Annotated in this window: 13 protein-coding genes; 8 read left to right on the forward strand and 5 right to left on the reverse strand. The window is 67.0% G+C overall.

All coding sequences use genetic code 11. The features are described from left to right. The first annotated feature begins 255 nt into the window (after positions 1-255). Complete coding sequence (locus tag ACFO6Q_RS03670) at positions 256-1,329, forward strand: YidB family protein (RefSeq protein WP_380019164.1); 1,074 nt, start codon at positions 256-258, stop codon at positions 1,327-1,329. Positions 1,330-1,353: 24 nt separating this feature from the next. Here the strand turns inward: ACFO6Q_RS03670 and pgeF are convergent, their stop codons facing one another. Beyond that, positions 1,354-2,130 carry a peptidoglycan editing factor PgeF gene (gene pgeF, locus ACFO6Q_RS03675; RefSeq protein ID WP_380019165.1) on the reverse strand — a complete coding sequence of 259 codons (777 nt, stop codon included), beginning with the start codon at positions 2,128-2,130 and terminating at the stop codon, positions 1,354-1,356. Positions 2,131-2,144: 14 nt separating this feature from the next. After that, complete coding sequence (gene rluD, locus ACFO6Q_RS03680; protein WP_380019166.1) at positions 2,145-3,110, reverse strand: 23S rRNA pseudouridine(1911/1915/1917) synthase RluD; 966 nt, start codon at positions 3,108-3,110, stop codon at positions 2,145-2,147. A gap of 181 nt (positions 3,111-3,291) precedes the next feature. Between rluD and ACFO6Q_RS03685 the strand changes: the two genes are divergently transcribed. Continuing rightward, positions 3,292-4,134, forward strand: a complete 843-nt coding sequence (locus ACFO6Q_RS03685; protein ID WP_380019167.1) for an outer membrane protein assembly factor BamD — start codon at positions 3,292-3,294, stop codon at positions 4,132-4,134. A gap of 162 nt (positions 4,135-4,296) precedes the next feature. Here the strand turns inward: ACFO6Q_RS03685 and ACFO6Q_RS03690 are convergent, their stop codons facing one another. The 3 genes from ACFO6Q_RS03690 to sucC form a co-directional block, all read right to left on the reverse strand. Further along, the gene (locus tag ACFO6Q_RS03690) at positions 4,297-5,928 is read right to left on the reverse strand and encodes an NAD+ synthase (protein WP_380019169.1); all 1,632 of its coding nucleotides are present in this window, start codon (positions 5,926-5,928) and stop codon (positions 4,297-4,299) included. 140 nt (positions 5,929-6,068) lie between these two features. After that, positions 6,069-6,941 carry a succinate--CoA ligase subunit alpha gene (gene sucD, locus ACFO6Q_RS03695; protein ID WP_380019170.1) on the reverse strand — a complete coding sequence of 291 codons (873 nt, stop codon included), beginning with the start codon at positions 6,939-6,941 and terminating at the stop codon, positions 6,069-6,071. A 121-nt stretch (positions 6,942-7,062) separates the two neighbouring features. Then, a complete protein-coding gene (gene sucC, locus ACFO6Q_RS03700) occupies positions 7,063-8,232 on the reverse strand; it encodes an ADP-forming succinate--CoA ligase subunit beta (RefSeq protein WP_380019171.1) in 1,170 nt (389 codons plus the stop codon). Positions 8,233-8,486: 254 nt separating this feature from the next. On the opposite strand from sucC, the gene ACFO6Q_RS03705 reads away from it, so the two are divergent. From ACFO6Q_RS03705 to ACFO6Q_RS03730, 6 genes are all read left to right on the forward strand, one after another. Then, positions 8,487-10,079 (forward strand): sensor histidine kinase, encoded by a 1,593-nt coding sequence (locus ACFO6Q_RS03705; RefSeq protein ID WP_380019172.1) that lies wholly within the window; start codon positions 8,487-8,489, stop codon positions 10,077-10,079. A gap of 98 nt (positions 10,080-10,177) precedes the next feature. After that, positions 10,178-11,623, forward strand: coding sequence for a sigma-54-dependent transcriptional regulator (locus tag ACFO6Q_RS03710; RefSeq protein ID WP_380019173.1), 1,446 nt, complete (start codon positions 10,178-10,180; stop codon positions 11,621-11,623). A 118-nt stretch (positions 11,624-11,741) separates the two neighbouring features. Next, positions 11,742-12,485 carry a TfpX/TfpZ family type IV pilin accessory protein gene (gene tfpZ / locus ACFO6Q_RS03715; protein ID WP_380019174.1) on the forward strand — a complete coding sequence of 248 codons (744 nt, stop codon included), beginning with the start codon at positions 11,742-11,744 and terminating at the stop codon, positions 12,483-12,485. 293 nt (positions 12,486-12,778) lie between these two features. Continuing rightward, positions 12,779-13,264 carry a pilin gene (locus ACFO6Q_RS03720; protein WP_380019175.1) on the forward strand — a complete coding sequence of 162 codons (486 nt, stop codon included), beginning with the start codon at positions 12,779-12,781 and terminating at the stop codon, positions 13,262-13,264. 160 nt (positions 13,265-13,424) lie between these two features. Next, on the forward strand, positions 13,425-15,140 hold the full coding sequence (gene pilB / locus ACFO6Q_RS03725) for a type IV-A pilus assembly ATPase PilB (protein ID WP_417323379.1): 1,716 nt from the start codon (positions 13,425-13,427) through the stop codon (positions 15,138-15,140). A 3-nt stretch (positions 15,141-15,143) separates the two neighbouring features. Then, positions 15,144-16,421 (forward strand): type II secretion system F family protein, encoded by a 1,278-nt coding sequence (locus ACFO6Q_RS03730; RefSeq protein WP_380019177.1) that lies wholly within the window; start codon positions 15,144-15,146, stop codon positions 16,419-16,421.

A 16,421-nucleotide genomic window follows, 5' to 3' on the forward strand; every position in this document is an offset into this window, starting at 1 on the left:
TTCGCGGCGATGCTTGCGACGCGCCGGTCCGGCACGTCGCCCAATCGCCTGGAACCCCCGCTCCGACCCCGGCTGGAATGGATCCAAGGTAGGTCGCGCGGGGCGCCGCTTCAAGGTTGCCAATGTTTTCCAATCGCGACGCAAACGTTCGCAATGTGCCGCGTGCGGAGCCCTAGACTGCGCCCGCATCGCGGTGTTTCGCCGCCGGCCGGCACGGCCTGCGACCGTCTGCCGCGACGCCTGAAGGAGGTTCGCATGTTCGACGCATTGATCCGCGACGCCGCCGAGCGCTTCGGACTCGGCGAGCGGGCGCGTGGGCTGCTCGGGGCCCTGCTGTCCATCGTCTTCGACGAGCGCAACGGCGGCATCGCCGGACTGCTTGCGAAGTTCCGCCGCCACGGCGCGGGCGACCTGTTCGCGTCCTGGATCGGCAACGCCCAGCCGAAGCCGATCGAGCCGCGCCAGCTGGAGAGCGTGCTCGGTCCCGAAGCGATTTCCGAACTGGCCAGCCGGCTCGGTGCCGCGCGCGGACCGACCCTGGATGCCGCAGTGACGATGCTGCCGAAGCTGATCGGCACGCTGACCCAGAACGGCCAGCTGCCCACGCGCGCGCCGAAAGCGGTCGGCCAATACATGAACGACTTCAACCGCGTCGGCGAATGGAGGCTGGCCACGCAGCGGGCCGCCGGCACGCAGGCGCACGTCAGCCTCGCCCCCGGCCTGGGCTGGGTGAAATGGGCGCTGCTGCTCGCGGTGCTGCTGGCGCTCGGGCACTGCGTGCTGTACCGGGCTCCGGACGCCCTGGCCCCGCCGGTACCGGGCCGCGTCGCGTCCGTGCAGGGCGTTCCGGCGCCGACGGCCGAACCGATGCTGTCGCTGTCCAGCGACGGCGGCCGGATCCGCTATTCCGGGCGGCTCGGTTCGGCCGGGGACCGCAACCGCCTGGCCGACGCGCTGGGCGATGCCGCCGGTGCCGGCCGCGTCAGCGGCAGCGTGACGATCGACGCGAACACCAAGCCGGCCCCCTGGCTCGACTCGCTGATCGCGCTGCTGCCCGAACTGCTCAAGGCCTCGGGCGCGAAACTCGAGATCGAAGGCAACGTGATCACGCTCGACGGCCCGCTCGCGCAGGAGCAGCGCCGGGTTCTCGACGGATTGCTGCGCAACCTGTTCGACAGCCATTTCGTGGTCGTGCCCAGGCAGGCCGCCGAAGGCGCACCGCCGGATGCCAGCGGATCGCTCGCCCCCTCGGCCAGCGGATACGTCACCAAGGACTTCGACGACGAAAGCCGCGCGCGCCGCCGCGCCGTCTTCTCCGACGCCGGCTGACGGGCCGCGGCAGGCCGCGGCCGCTCAGGCGCGCCAGATCAGGGTCGCGAAACGACCGGTCTGGCGATCGCGCCGGTAGGAGTAGAAGCGCGCGTCCGCATACGTGTCGAAGCCGCCGCCGTACACCTTCCCGACACCCGCCGCGGCGAGCCGGCGGCGCGCCAGCGCGTAGAGATCGCAGTGCCAGTGGCCCGGCCGGGTCGCGGCGAAGGCTTCCGCCGCGCCGGCGTCGGCGTCGACGAAGGCAGCGTGCACTTCCTCGCCGACCTCGTACGAGCGCGCACCGATGGCCGGTCCCAGCCAGACCAGCAATTCCGCCGGCGGCACGCCCAGACGCGCGATCGTCGCCTCGACGACGCCGGCGGCGAGGCCGCGCCAGCCCGCGTGGGCCGCGGCGAACGCGGCGCCGTCGGCGCTGCAGAACAGGATCGGCAGGCAGTCGGCGGTCAGGATCGCCAGCACCGACCGGCCGCTGCGCGATACCGCCGCGTCGGCGGCGCCTTCCTCGCCCGGCCCGCCGAGGTCGGCGTCAAACACGTCCACGCCGTGGACCTGGCGCAGCCAGCACGGCCGCGAAGGCAGCTGCAGCGCTTCGACCAGGGCCACCCGGTTTGCCGCGACGGCGGCCGGATCGTCGCCGCAGCGCGCGCCGAGGTTGAAGGCGTCGAACGGCGGCGCCGAACTCCCGGGCATGCGCCGCGTGGTGGCGACCGCGCGGATGGCCGGCGGCGCCGGCCAGTCCGGAACGACCCGGTCGGCCTCGCTGAGGATCGCCGGCGCCTCGCGTTCGATTTCGCTCATCCCCAGGCCGGCCGTCAGCGCGCGTGCTCGCGCGTGTCCGCGCGCAGCGCCGCGAGCAGCGCCTCCATGTCGGCCGGCCGCTCGGCTTCCACCGCGATCGACTTGCCGCTCCTGGGATGCAGGAATTCCAGCTTCTCCGCGTGCAGCGCCTGGCGGCGGAAGGCGCGCAGCGCCTCGACGAGCTGCGGCGTGGCGCCCTTGGGCAGCTTGAGCAGGCCGCCGTACTGCGGATCGCCGATCAGCGGATGCTTCACGTGCGCCATGTGCACGCGGATCTGGTGCGTGCGCCCGGTTTCGAGCCGGCACTCGACCAGGGTCATCGCGCGGAACCGCTCGCGCACGCGGTAGTGGGTGACCGCCTCGCGGCCGTCCTCGCGCACCGCCTGCTTGAGGCGGTCGTGCGGATGGCGGCCGATCGGGGCGTCGACGCGGCCGCCGGCGATCATCGCGCCGTAGACGATCGCGGCGTACTGCCGGTGCACGTCACGCGCGGACAGCTGCTCGACCAGCGAGGTGTGCGCGCGCATGGTGCGCGCCACCACCATCAGGCCCGAGGTGTCCTTGTCGAGCCGGTGCACGATGCCGGCGCGCGGGATCCCGGCCAGCTTCGGATCGTGGTGCAGCAGCGCGTTCTGCAGGGTTCCGGCCGGATTGCCCGCACCCGGGTGCACGACCAGGCCGGGCGGCTTGTTGACCACCAGCACGTCGGCGTCCTCGTGGCGAATGTCGAGCGCGATCGCCTCCGGCTCGGCGCCGACCTCGCGCTCGGTGCGCACGCGCAGCGCGACCGCCTCGCCGCCGCGCACGAGATGGCGCGGCGCCACGGTGGCGCCGTCGAGCCGGGCGTCGCCGGACTTGATCCAGGTGGTCAGGCGCGAGCGCGAGTAGTCCGGAAACAGTTCCGCCAGGACCTGGTCGAAGCGGCGGCCGGCCATTTCGACCGGCACCGCGGCGTTCAGGTGGGATTCGGGGTCATTCATCGGAAAATCCTGCCGCTGGCGCGTTTCCAGCGCGAACGGCGTTCGGGTTATGATCGTCGTTTGAAGCCGGCGCCGACCCGCCCGGCGGTTCGGTGGAACGCGTTGCCAGCGGCCTCGACTCCGCGCCACGCGGCGCGACCGTTCCATTTCATTCCCCATCATCGCAGAGCCTGCCGCCCGCATGCGAGTTTCCCGAAATCTCCGCTTCGTCCTGCGCCTCGCGCTGATCGTGCTGCTCGCGGCCCTCGCCGGCTGCTCGCTGTTCAACCGCGGCAAGAAGAAAGGCGACGCCGCCGACACGCTGCCGGTGGAGCAGGTCTACCAGCGCGGCACCGAGCTGCTCGAAGGCGGCAACTACGACGGCGCCGAGCGCGTCTACCAGCGCCTGATCTCGCGCTTCCCGTTCGGCCCCTACACCGAGCAGGCGCAGCTCAACCTCGGCTACGTCCAGTACAAGGCGGACAAGCCCGAGGAGGCGTACTCGTCGGTCAACCGCTTCATCAAGACGTATCCGACCAACAAGCACATCGACTACGCCTACTACCTGCGCGGCCTGATCAACTTCAACCGCTCGGCCGGCTTCCTCGAGCGCCACATCGGCCAGGACATGACCCGGCGCGACCAGGCCTTCCAGCGCCAGTCCTTCGACGACTTCAGCTCGCTGATCAGCCGCTACCCGCAGAGCCGCTACGCCGCCGACAGCCGCCAGCGCATGATCTACCTGCGCAACGAGATGGCGCAGGCCGACCTGCACATCGCGTTCTTCTACCTCAAGCGCAACGCCTACGTCGCCGCGGCCAACCGCGCCAAGTCGATCATCGAGACCTATCCGCAGACGCCGCAGGCGGGCGACGCGCTGGCGATCATGGTCGAAAGCTATCGCAAGCTCGGCCAGGACAAGCTCGCCGACGACGCCGAGGGCGTGCTCAAGCTGAACTATCCGGACCACCCGTTCCTGCGCGGCGACTGGCCGAACTACCGCTCGAACTGGTGGAAGATGATTCCGCTGATGAACCGCAGCTAGAAGCGCTTCGGACTTTTCCCGCGCCGCGCGGCTGCTGCGCGCCCGGCGCGACGGCCTTCGACGTTCCGACGGAACTCCTTGGCGTGATGCCCGCGGACGCGGGCATCCATCGAAAAGCCCTGGATCCGGCGCCTGCGGGAACGGTGCCGGCAGCGCCGTTCCCTATCGCCAGCCCGACGTGATCGGATAGCGCCGCTCGCGCCCGAACGCGCGGTGCGAGATCTTCGGACCCGGCGCGGCCTGATGCCGCTTCCACTCGCTGATGCGGACCAGGCGCAGCACCCGATCGACGGTATGCGCGTCGAAGCCGGCGCGGACGATGTCGTCGCGCGACTGCTCCTGATCGACGTAGCGGTAGAGGATCGCGTCGAGCGTGTCGTAGGGCGGCAGCGAGTCCTGGTCGGTCTGGTTCTCGCGCAGCTCCGCCGAGGGCGCCCGCTCGATGACCTCGACCGGGATCACCGGCGCGCCGCCGACCGTGTTGCGCCACGCCGCCAGGGCGTAGACCTCGGTCTTGTACAGGTCCTTGATCGGCGCGTAGCCGCCGCACATGTCGCCGTAGATCGTCGCGTAGCCGACCGCGTACTCGCTCTTGTTGCCGGTGGTCAGCAGCAGGCCGCCGTACTTGTTCGACAGCGCCATCAGGATCGCGCCGCGGCATCGCGACTGCAGGTTCTCCTCGGTCGCGTCGACCTCGCGCCCGGCGAACGCGGGCGCCAGCGCCTCGACGAAGCCGCGGAACGGCGCCTCGATCGGAATCGTCAGGATCTCCACTCCGGCTGCACGCGCCTGCCGTTCGGCAAGGTCGTTGCTCAGGCCCGAGGTGTAGCGCGACGGCAGGCGCACGCCGGTGACGTTCTGCGCGCCGAGCGCGTCGACGGCGATCGCCAGCACCAGGGCCGAATCGATGCCGCCGGAGAGGCCGATCCAGACCTTCGAGAAGCCGTTCTTCTCGCAATAGTCGCGCGTGCCGCGCACCACCGCGCGCCACGCCAGCGCCTCGCGGCTCTCGTCGCCATCGGCGGGCCAGCTCACCGGCGCGAACTTGCGCGTCGAGCGGTCGTAGTCGGCGACCAGCCAATGATCCTCGAAGGCGCGCGCGGCGGGATGGATGTGTCCGTCGCCGTCGGCCAGCACCGAAGCGCCGTCGAAGACCAGCGCGTCCTGGCCGCCGACGACGTTGAGATAGGCCAGCGCGGCGCCGGTTTCCTTCACGCGCATGGCGAGCAGGGCGTCGCGCTGCGCGTGCTTGTCGCGCTCGAACGGCGAGGCATTGGGCACCAGCACCAGCTCGGCGCCGGCGCGCGCGGTGTCGGCCAGGGGTTCGGCGAACCACAGGTCCTCGCAGATCACCAGCCCGACCGCCACGCCGTCGACGTCGAACACGCAGGCGCCGCCGTCGGGATCGATCTCGAAATAGCGGCGCTCGTCGAACACCGCGTAGTTGGGCAGCTCGCGCTTGCGATAGGTGGCCGCCACGGCGCCGTCGCGCAGCACGCTCGCCGCGTTGTAGACGACCGCACCGGCCGCCTGCGGCCAGCCGACCACGGCGACGATGCCGTGCACGCCCTGCGCCAGCCGCCGCAGCGCTTCCTCGCATTCGGCCAGAAAGCTCGGGCGCAGCAGCAGGTCTTCCGGCGGATAGCCGCTGATCGCCAGCTCCGGAAACAGCACGAGGTCGGCGCCGTGCACGTCGCGCGCCTGCGCGATCAATGCGGCGATGCGCTCGGCGTTTTGCGCGACGGCGCCGACCGGAAAATCGAACTGGGCGAGAGCGATGCGGAGCGGAGCCATGTGGCGCGAGACGGCAGCGGGAATCCCCAATGATAGTCCTTCGCCGGCCCGCCCGTGCCCGGAGCGCACGAACAGCGCCGCAAAAAAAAAGCCGCGGATCGCTCCGCGGCTTTCCCTGCGAAGACCGATCGCCGATCGGCCTACTTCATCTTCGCGGCCAGCGTCTTGCCCAGGTCCGCCGGCGACTTCACCGTCGTCACGCCGGCCTTCTCCAGCGCGGCGAACTTCGCCGCCGCCGTGCCCTTGCCGCCGGAGATGATCGCGCCGGCGTGGCCCATGCGCTTGCCCGCGGGCGCGCTGGCGCCGGCGATGAAGGCCACCACGGGCTTCTTGACGTATTCCTCGATGAACTCGGCCGCTTCCTCCTCGGCGCTGCCGCCGATCTCGCCGACCATGATGATGCCTTCGGTCTGCGGGTCGTCCTGGAACAGCTTCAGGCAGTCGATGAAGTTGAGGCCGTTGATCGGGTCGCCGCCGATGCCGATGCAGGTCGACTGGCCGAGGCCGACGTTGGTGGTCTGGAACACGGCTTCGTACGTCAGCGTGCCGGAGCGCGAGACGATGCCGACCTTGCCCGGCTTGTGGATGTGGCCGGGCATGATGCCGATCTTGCACTCGCCCGGCGTGATGATGCCGGGGCAGTTCGGACCGATCAGCACGGTGTCCGGATAGCTCTTCAGCACGTTCTTCACGCGCAGCATGTCCAGCACCGGAATGCCTTCGGTGATCGCCACGATGACCTTCACGCCGGCGTCGGCGGCCTCGAGGATCGCGTCGGCCGCGAACGGCGGCGGCACGAAGATCATCGACGCGTCGGCGCCGGTGTCGTTCACCGCGTCGAGCACGGTGTTGTAGACCGGCAGGCCGACGTGCTCGGTGCCGCCCTTGCCCGGTGTCACGCCGCCGACCAGCTTGGTGCCGTATTCGAGCGCCTGCTCGGAGTGGAATGTGCCCTGCTGGCCGGTGAAGCCCTGGGTGATGACCTTGGTGTTCTTGTTGACCAAAACGCTCATGGATTAGTCCTTCGAATTTGCCTTGCCGTCATTCCCGCGCGGGCGGGAATCCAGCTTCGTTCTCGTCAATGGATGCCCGCTTGCGCGGGCATGACGTCGGACGGATGGGTTGCGCCTCGGGTCACGCGGCCGCTTTCACGGACGCGACCGCCTTCTGCGCCGCGTCGTTCAAGTCGTCGGCGGGCGTGATCGCCAGCCCGGAGTTCGCGAGCAGCTCGCGGCCCTTCTCCACGTTGGTGCCCTGCAGGCGCACGATGACCGGAATGGTCAGGCCGACTTCCTTCACCGCGGCGATGATGCCCTCGGCGATCAGGTCGCAGCGCACGATGCCGCCGAAGATGTTGACCAGGATCGCGCGCACCTTGTCCGACGAAAGAATCAGCTTGAACGCTTCCGTCACGCGCTCCTTGGTGGCGCCGCCGCCGACGTCGAGGAAGTTGGCCGGCTCGCCGCCGGCCAGCTTGATCACGTCCATCGTCGCCATGGCGAGGCCGGCGCCGTTGACCATGCAGCCGATGTTGCCGTCCATCGTGACGTAGTTGAGGTTGTTCTTGATCGCGGCGGCTTCGGCCGGATCTTCCTGCGACTCGTCGCGCATCGCGGCGAGCTTGGGATGACGGAACTCGGCGTTGTCGTCGGAATTGACCTTGCCGTCCAGCGCCATCAGGTCGCCGCTGCCGACGATCGCCAGCGGATTGAGCTCGACCAGGGCCAGGTCCTGCTCGTTGAACAGCTTGTACAGGCCGAGCATGATCTTGGTCAGCTGGTTCGCCTGCTTGGCGTTCAGGCCCATGTCGAAGGCGAGCTTGCGGCACTGGTACGGCTGCAGGCCCTCGACGAAGTTGATCTCCAGCGTGTGGATGTCTTCCGGGGTGTCGCGCGCGACCTGCTCGATGTCGACGCCGCCCTGCGCCGAGGCGATGAACGAGACGGCCTTGGTGCCGCGGTCGACCAGGATCGACAGGTACAGCTCCTTGACGATGTCGCTGGCGTCGGTGACCAGCACCAGGTTGACCGGCAGAGCGCGGCCGCCGGACTGGTAGGTTTCCATGTTCTTGCCGAGCATGCCGGCCGCGGCCGCCTTGACGTCGTCGAGCGACTTGCAGAACTTGACGCCGCCGGCCTTGCCGCGGCCGCCGGCGTGGATCTGCGCCTTCACCATCCACTGCTCGCCACCGAGCGAGCGGGCCGCTTCGACGGCCTCGTCGGGCGTGGCCGCGACCTTGCCCGGAGGCACCGCGATGCCGTAACTGGCGAACAATTCCTTGGCTTGGTATTCGTGGAAATTCATGAGGCACCTTGAGAAGGGGACGCGCAAGGGCGGCGCAGACAGCGCGCCGCGGAAGCGCAATCCGGAGAGCGGCCGGCACGTCGCCGGCCGCGAAACGGACGCCTATTCTCGGGGAAGGCCCGTTTGAAATCAAAAGACGGGAATGTTTCGCCGCAGGCGTGCCGCGCACCCGCTTCGCCCCGGGCGCACTCGTTATACTCCCGCCGCATGGGGACGCCGTGACCGCAGACCGCAGAGCACGCAGCAGCGCCGACATGCCGGGCGACATCACCCGGCGCGAGCTGTATTTCTTCAATCTGTACCGCTGCCTCGAGGCGGTGGTCTACGTCGCGCTGACGTACAGTCCCTACGCGATCGAGTGGATCAAGCTGGCCCACCCGCTGCTCGGCCAGGTGGCCTCCGGCGCCTATCTGGCGGTCTCGCTGGCGCTGCTGGTCGGAACCGACCGCCTGCGCGCGCGACTGGCCGACGGCATCAGCCTGGCGCTGCTGATCGACATCCTCGCCTCCTCGCTGATGCTGGCCTCGATCACCGGCTACGAGGCCATCTCGCTGATGGTGCTGGTCAACGTCGGCATCGCCTCCCTGCTGCTGCCGCGGCGCGCGTTCCTGTTCTCGACGATCGCCGCGCTCGGTCTCATCGCTCCTTATTTCTACGGCCACTTCTTCGACACCGCGTTCTCGCAGCCGCCGCTGGAGACCGCGGCGATCGTGATCGCCTACTTCGTCGTCGCCCTGCTGCTGCGCCACGTCGGCCTGCACATGCGCGCGACCGAAGCGCTGGCGGAAAAGCGCGGCGTCGACCTGCTCAACCTCGAGCAGGTCAACGAACTGATCATCCAGCGCATGAAGACCGGCGTGCTGCTGGTCGACGCCAGCAACGCGATCCTGCGCATCAACGAGTCGGCCTGGCACCTGATCGGCAACCCGCCGCCGAACCAGCGCGAGCTTGGCAGTGCCGCGCCGGAGCTGTCGCGCCGCCTGTATCACTGGCGCCACTCGGGCAAGACCGAGCAGACCGCGGTGGCGCTGGCGCCGGACATGCCCGAGGTGATCCCGCGCTTCACGCGCCTGGCGCCGAATGACGACACCAACGTGCTGATCTTCCTCGACGACACCTCGCTGCTGTCGCGCCGCGCGGAGGAACTCACGCTCAGTTCGCTCGGACGGCTGTCGGCCTCGATCGCGCACGAGATCCGCAATCCGCTCGCCGCGATCCGCTACTCGGCGCAGCTGCTGGCGGAATCGCCGAAGCTGACCGCCGAGGACACGCGCCTCGTCGAGATCATCAACAACCACTGCACGCGCGCGAACGACGTCGTGGAGAACATCCTGCAGCTGTCGCGGCGCGAGCGCTCGCGCCCGGAAAGCATCGACCTCAACGCCTGGGTGCTGGCCTTCGTCGAGGACTACAAGCAGTCCAACGACCTCGGCGGCGATCACCTGCGCGCGGTCACTCAGAACCGCCGGCTGGAGGCCATGGTCGACCCGCAGCACCTGCAGCAGGTCGCCTGGAACCTGGTGCAGAACGCGTTGCGCTACGGCCGGCAGCCGAACCAGCCGGCGCGGGTGACGGTGGTCACGCGCGTGGCCGCGGACAAAGGGCCGCCGCTGATCGAGATCGTGGACCGCGGCCCCGGCATCCCGCCGAAGGTGGCCGCGCGCATCTTCGAGCCGTTCTACACGACGCACGAGTACGGAACCGGCCTGGGCCTGTACCTCGCCAAGCAGATGGCCGAGGCCAGCCAGGCCTCGCTGGAATACGTGCCGGTGGCCGGCGGCGGCGCCTGCTTCCGCATCACGCTGGCCCCCGCCGGATCGCTGCTGACCGCACGGATCGCCGGCTGAGCCGGTCCCGCTCGCCCCACCCGCGAGCCCGCGCCGCTTTGCCTTGACGCGCGTCACGCTCTACGCTTGTGCGCACCCTGAGCCCCGAACCACCCGGCATGAGCAAGCACTACGCCCTCGTCATCGACGACGAACGCGATATCCGCGAACTGCTGACGCTGACCCTGGGCCGCATGGATCTGATCGTCGACACGGCCGCGACGGTCTCCGAAGCGCGCCAGCGCCTGGGGGAACGCCGCTACGCCCTGTGCTTCACCGACATGCGCCTGCCCGACGGCACCGGCCAGGAGATCATCGCGCTGATCGCCGCGCAGTATCCGGAAACGCCGGTGGCCATGATCACCGCCTACGGCAACGTCGACGCCGCCGTCGACGCGCTAAAGGCCGGGGCCTTCGACTTCGTGTCCAAGCCGGTCGACATCAACGTGCTGCGCCGGCTGGTGCAGACCGCCCTCAAGCTGTCGGAGGAGAAGCGCAGCGAGCAGACCGCGAGCAGCTCCAAGCTGATCGGCGATTCCGCACCGATGAACCAGCTGCGCGCGACGATCGGGAAAGTCGCGCGCAGCCAGGCCCCGGTCTACGTGGCAGGCGAGTCGGGCACCGGCAAGGAACTCGTCGCGCGGCTGATCCACGAACTGGGGCCGCGTGCGAGCGCTCCGTTCGTGCCGGTGAACTGCGGCGCGATTCCGTCGGAACTGATGGAAAGCGAGTTCTTCGGCCACCGGAAGGGCAGCTTCACCGGCGCGCACGCGGACAAGGACGGCCTGTTCCACGCCGCCCAGGGGGGCACCCTGTTCCTCGACGAAGTCGCCGAACTGCCGATGCACATGCAGGTGAAGCTGCTGCGCGTGATCCAGGAAAAGGCCGTACGCCCGATCGGCGCGCGCGCCGAGATCGGCGTCGACGTGCGCATCCTGTCGGCCACGCACAAGAATCTCGCGCGGCTGGTCGAACTCGGCGCGTTCCGGCAGGACCTCTTCTACCGCATCAACGTGATCGAGCTGCGCGTGCCGCCGCTGCGCGAGCGCCGCGAGGACATCCCGCAACTCGCCGGACGCATGCTCGAGCGCCTCGCGCACGACGGCGGCGGCGACCCGGCACGGCTCGCGCCCGAAGCCCTGCAGGTCCTGCTCGGCTACGACTTCCCCGGCAACGTGCGCGAGCTGGAGAACATCCTCGAGCGCGCGGTCGCGCTGTGCGAGAACAATCGCATCGGCGTCGAGGACCTGCGCCTGCAGCCGCGCGAGCAGGGCGCCGCCGAAGCGGCCGAGACCTGGGCGAACACCCCCACGCCGCAGGCGCCTTCCTCGATCCCCTCTCCTCCTGCCGAATCCCGCGCTGCCCCGCCGGTCGCTGCCCTGGGCGACGATGCTCCTCTGCGCGGCCTGCCGAACGATCTCGCCGCGGCCGTCGCCGAAACCGAGCGTGCCGCGATCATGAAAGCGCTCGAAGCCACGCGCTGGAACCGCACCGCCGCCGCGCGCCAGCTGGGCCTCACGCTGAGGCAGCTGCGCTACCGGCTGGAGAAGCTCGGCATCGAGTAGAGGCCGCGGCGGCGATCGCCCGCCGGCGCCCGGCTTCGCGCAGATTGAAGAAGCGCCGGGTTTGCGACCGTACGTTTCCCGTATATTCCGCGCGTCTTGCATTGCGCCAGGGGCCTGCATGTCACGCTGGAAAGCCTCCGCCATCCATCTTTCGATCAGCGCCGCAATCGGCCTGGTCGCTGCCGCGCTGATCTTCGGAGTCTGGTATCCGTCGCCGTACGGCAAGGCCGCGGGGGCCACGGAACTGGTATTGCTGCTGCTCGGCGTCGACGTCGTGCTCGGCCCGCTGCTCACCTTGATCGTGTTCAAGACCGGCAAGAAGTCGCTGCGCTTCGACCTCAGCGTGATCGCGGTGCTGCAGGCCTGCGCCTTCCTCTACGGCATGTCGGTCGTCACCCGTGCCCGGCCGGCCTTCATCGTCGCCGCCGTCGATCGGTTCGTATTGGTGTCGGCCAACGATCTCGACCCGGCGGACCTTGCCCAGGGGAGCGCGCCGGAGTTCCGGTCGTTATCGTGGACGGGGCCGAAGGTGGTCGGCGCCGTTCTACCCACGAGCGGACAGGAAAGGAATGACCTGCTTTTCAGCGGAATGGCCGGCAAGGATGTCGAGAAGTTTCCGAAGCACTACGTCCCGTATGCCGATATCGCTTCTGCAATGCTCAAGGCCGCCCATCCGCTGGCCACGCTGCACGCGAAACACCCGGAAGCGGGCCCTCCCCTGGAGGCCTGGCTGCGGCAAACAGGGCGCGAAGCCGACCGTGTCGTCTGGCTGCCGCTGACCAGCCGTCGTGCCGACCTCACGGTACTGCTCGATCCTGCCGATGGGACGGTGCTGGATGCTCTTCCGATCGATCCTTGGTGACCTTCGCACCGCCCAAAAACTCTAACCAGACCTGTCACTTGTGCGCACGACAATGTCAGACCCTGACAATCCTCGCCGCGTCTTCACGCGAGCTGCGATGCAGGTCTCATCACATCGCATTCACATTCGAGAACCGCGTCACGCACACGCGGGAGGCCTCTTGGCACGGAAGCTGCTGTAGGACTCATGCGAGCCGCCGATCCAGTACCGGGCGATCGCGGACAGCGGGCCCGCCTTGCAAGGTCGGCGGCTCCAAGGGGCAAACCGGTTTTCAACACTCGAGAGGAAACACCATGAACGTCAAGAAGACTCAGGGCTTCACGCTGATCGAACTGATGATCGTCATCGCGATCATTGCGATCTTGGCTGCTATCGCACTTCCCGCCTACCAGAACTACACCGTTCGCTCGCGAGCGTCTGAAGGACTGGTCCTCGCCGACGGCCTCAAGGTCGTTGTCGCCGACAATGCCGCGAGTGGTACGGATGCGGCATCTGGCGGTTTTGCGAAGGGTTTCGATCCTGCCACCGATTTCGCCGCGACGCCGAACGTCACCGCTGCCGCCATCGACGCGGCTACGGGAGAAATCTCCATCACGACCAGCACCATCGCGGGCAACGGCACTGTCCTGTTCACGCCCGGCTACGGCGCCGGCGCGGGCACGGCTGCTGGCGGCACTGCGCTGGCCGTTGGAACGATCCCCACGTCCCAGCTCGCGTGGTACTGCCATAGCAACGATATCCCGCAGAAGTACCTCCCGAGCTCCTGCACGGGCGTCTAATCTGCAACTGCAGGAAACGATCCGAAGTAGCTTTAGAGAAGGGGGGCGTATGCCCCCCTTCTTCATTGGAGCCATTGGATTCCTACCCTCGGCAGCCCTTGAGCTCCGAGGAAGTGGCCGATGCATGGCATCATACGCGAGTCTTACTGGACCCGTTTCTATGAACGCAGTTCCCCTGCCAGGTCTTTCCGGTATTACTCGGCGGCTCGTAGCCGAGGGAGTGTTGAGCGAGAACGATGCCCGGACAGCATCGGAAGCGGCAATCCAACAGAAGATACCTCTTGGCGCATGGCTCGCTGAAAGCGGGCTTGTTTCAAGTAGCCAGATTGCGCTTGCTTCGTCAGCCGAGTTCGGCGTGCCACTACTCGACATTGGGGCACTCGATCTCAGCCAAGCGCCTATACAAGTTGTTCGTGAGGAACTCGTCACCCGGCACAAGGTCCTTCCTCTTTTCAAGCGCGGCAATCGCCTGTTCGTCGGTGTGTCCGATCCGACGAACTTGCGCGCATTGGACGAGATTAAATTCCAGTCGAATCATCTGATCGAACCCATTCTCGTTGATGCCGAACAACTCGAGCGCGCCATCGAGCAGGCCCTCAATGCTGCAGGCCCCGCAATTTCAGGACTTGATGACGCGGAAGGTCTTGAAAATCTTGATCTTGGAATGGTCAATGATGACGGAGACGCCGGCGGTGTCGACGCTAGCGCTGCAGACGATGCGCCCGTCGTCAAGTTCGTCAACAAAGTACTAGTGGATGCCATCAAGCGCGGCGCTTCTGACATACATTTCGAACCCTATGAAACTGCGTTCCGCGTACGTTTCCGCATGGATGGCATGCTACGCGCAGTAGCCGCTCCACCGGTCAAACTGAACGCCCGCATCGCTTCGCGTCTGAAGGTCATGAGCGGGCTCGACATCGCAGAACGTCGTGTTCCGCAGGATGGGCGCATCAAGCTCAACCTCTCGAAGACCAAGTCGGTCGATTTCCGAGTCAGCACTTGTCCGACCCTGTTCGGCGAGAAGATCGTACTGCGCATTCTCGACGGCTCCGCCGCGAAGATGGGCATCGAGAAGCTCGGCTACGAGGAAGATCAGAAGGCATTGTTCCTCGATGCGATCGAGAAGCCGTACGGCATGGTGCTGGTGACCGGACCGACAGGTTCGGGCAAGACGGTATCTCTGTATACCGCGCTGAACATCCTCAATACCGAAGGCCGCAACATTTCGACGGTCGAGGATCCGGTCGAAATCCGTCTTCCCGGCGTGAACCAGGTACAGCAGAACACCAAGCGCGGCATGACCTTCGCCGCCGCGTTGCGTTCGTTCCTGCGCCAGGATCCGGACGTGATCATGGTTGGCGAAATCCGCGACCTGGAAACTGCGGAGATCGCGATCAAGGCTGCGCAGACCGGCCACATGGTTCTCTCGACCCTGCACACCAACGATGCCTCGCAGACTATCGCGCGCCTGATGAACATGGGCATCGCTCCCTACAACATCACTTCGTCGGTGACCCTGGTCATCGCCCAACGCTTGGCTCGCCGCCTGCACGAATGCAAGAAGCCGCTACCGCTTCCGGCAGCAGCTTTGCTCGCCGAAGGCTTCAGTCAGGCCGAAATCGACGCCGGCTTACAGATCTTCGACGCAGTCGGTTGTTCCGGCTGCAATGAAGGGTATAAAGGGCGGACAGGGCTCTATCAGGTGATGCCGATGAGCGAGGAGATCCAGAAAATCGTCCTCGCGGGCGGCAGCGCGTTGAAGATCGCCGAACAGGCGAAGCTGGACGGCATCCGCGACCTGCGCACCTCGGCCTTGTGGAAGGTCAAGCAGGGTGTCGTCAGCCTCACCGAAATCAATCGCGTCACCAAGGACTAAGTCATGGCCACCGCCACCGCCCTGAAGACGAAAGCCGCTACCACTCAGCGCGGCAAGCAGCGTGCGCAAGTGAGCGAACTGCAGACCTTCACCTGGGTCGGTATCGACAGGCGCGGCACCAAGATCAAGGGCGAGCAGCTGAGCAAGAACGCCAATTTGGTAAAAGCCGACCTGCGCAAGAACGGCATCAATCCGCAGGTGGTCAAGCCGAAGGCGAAGCCGTTGTTCGGCAAGGCGGGCAGCACGATCAAAGGGCGCGACATCGCGATTTTCAGTCGCCAGCTGGCGACGATGATGGCCGCTGGCGTGCCGATGGTGCAGGGTTTCGAGATCGTTGCCGGCGGCCAGGCCAATCCGCGCATGAAGGACATGCTGACGGACATCAAGACCGAGATCGAAGGCGGCTCTGCCTTGAACGAGGCGCTCGGCAAGTATCCGGTACAGTTCGACGAGCTGTATCGAAACCTCGTCCGCGCTGGTGAGTCGGCTGGCGTGCTGGATACCGTGCTCGACACGATCGCGACCTACAAGGAAAACATTGAGAACATCAAGGGCAAGATCAAGAAGGCGATGTTCTATCCGGCCGCTGTGCTAGCTGTGGCGCTGATCGTCGCCTCCATTCTGCTGATATTCGTGATTCCACAATTCGAAACGGTGTTTAGAAACTTCGGCGCCGACCTGCCGGCCTTTACGCAATTGCTGGTCAGCATGTCTCGATTCATGGTGTCGTATTGGTGGATGGTGCTGCTGATTGTCGTCGGTACGATCTTCGGTCTGGTCATGCTCTACAAACGCTCCGACAAGTTCGCACATTTCATCGGACGCGCTCTTCTGAAAATCCCCGTCGTCGGCCAGATTCTGCGCCAGTCCGCGATCGCCCGTTTCTCTCGCACTCTGGGCGTGACCTTCCGCGCCGGCGTACCGCTGGTCGAGGCGCTGGACTCGGTCGCCAATGCCACCGGCAGCGTCGTCTATAACGACGCGGTCAAGCGCGTCCGTGAGGATGTCGCGGTCGGTCACCAGCTGCAGCTGGCGATGCGCCAAACCAGCCTGTTTCCGAACATGGTCGTGCAGATGGTCGCGATCGGCGAGGAGGCCGGTGCGCTCGACACGATGCTGTTCAAGATCGCCGAGTTCTTCGAGACCGAGGTCAACAACGCCGTCGACGCCCTGTCGAGCCTGCTCGAACCGATGATCATGGTCATCATCGGCCTGATCGTGGGCAGCATGGTCGTCGGCATGTACCTGCCGATCTTCAAGCTCGGTTCGGTCGTGGGCTGA

Source organism: Dokdonella ginsengisoli (assembly GCF_042652785.1).
Lineage (GTDB): Bacteria > Pseudomonadota > Gammaproteobacteria > Xanthomonadales > Rhodanobacteraceae > Dokdonella_A > Dokdonella_A ginsengisoli.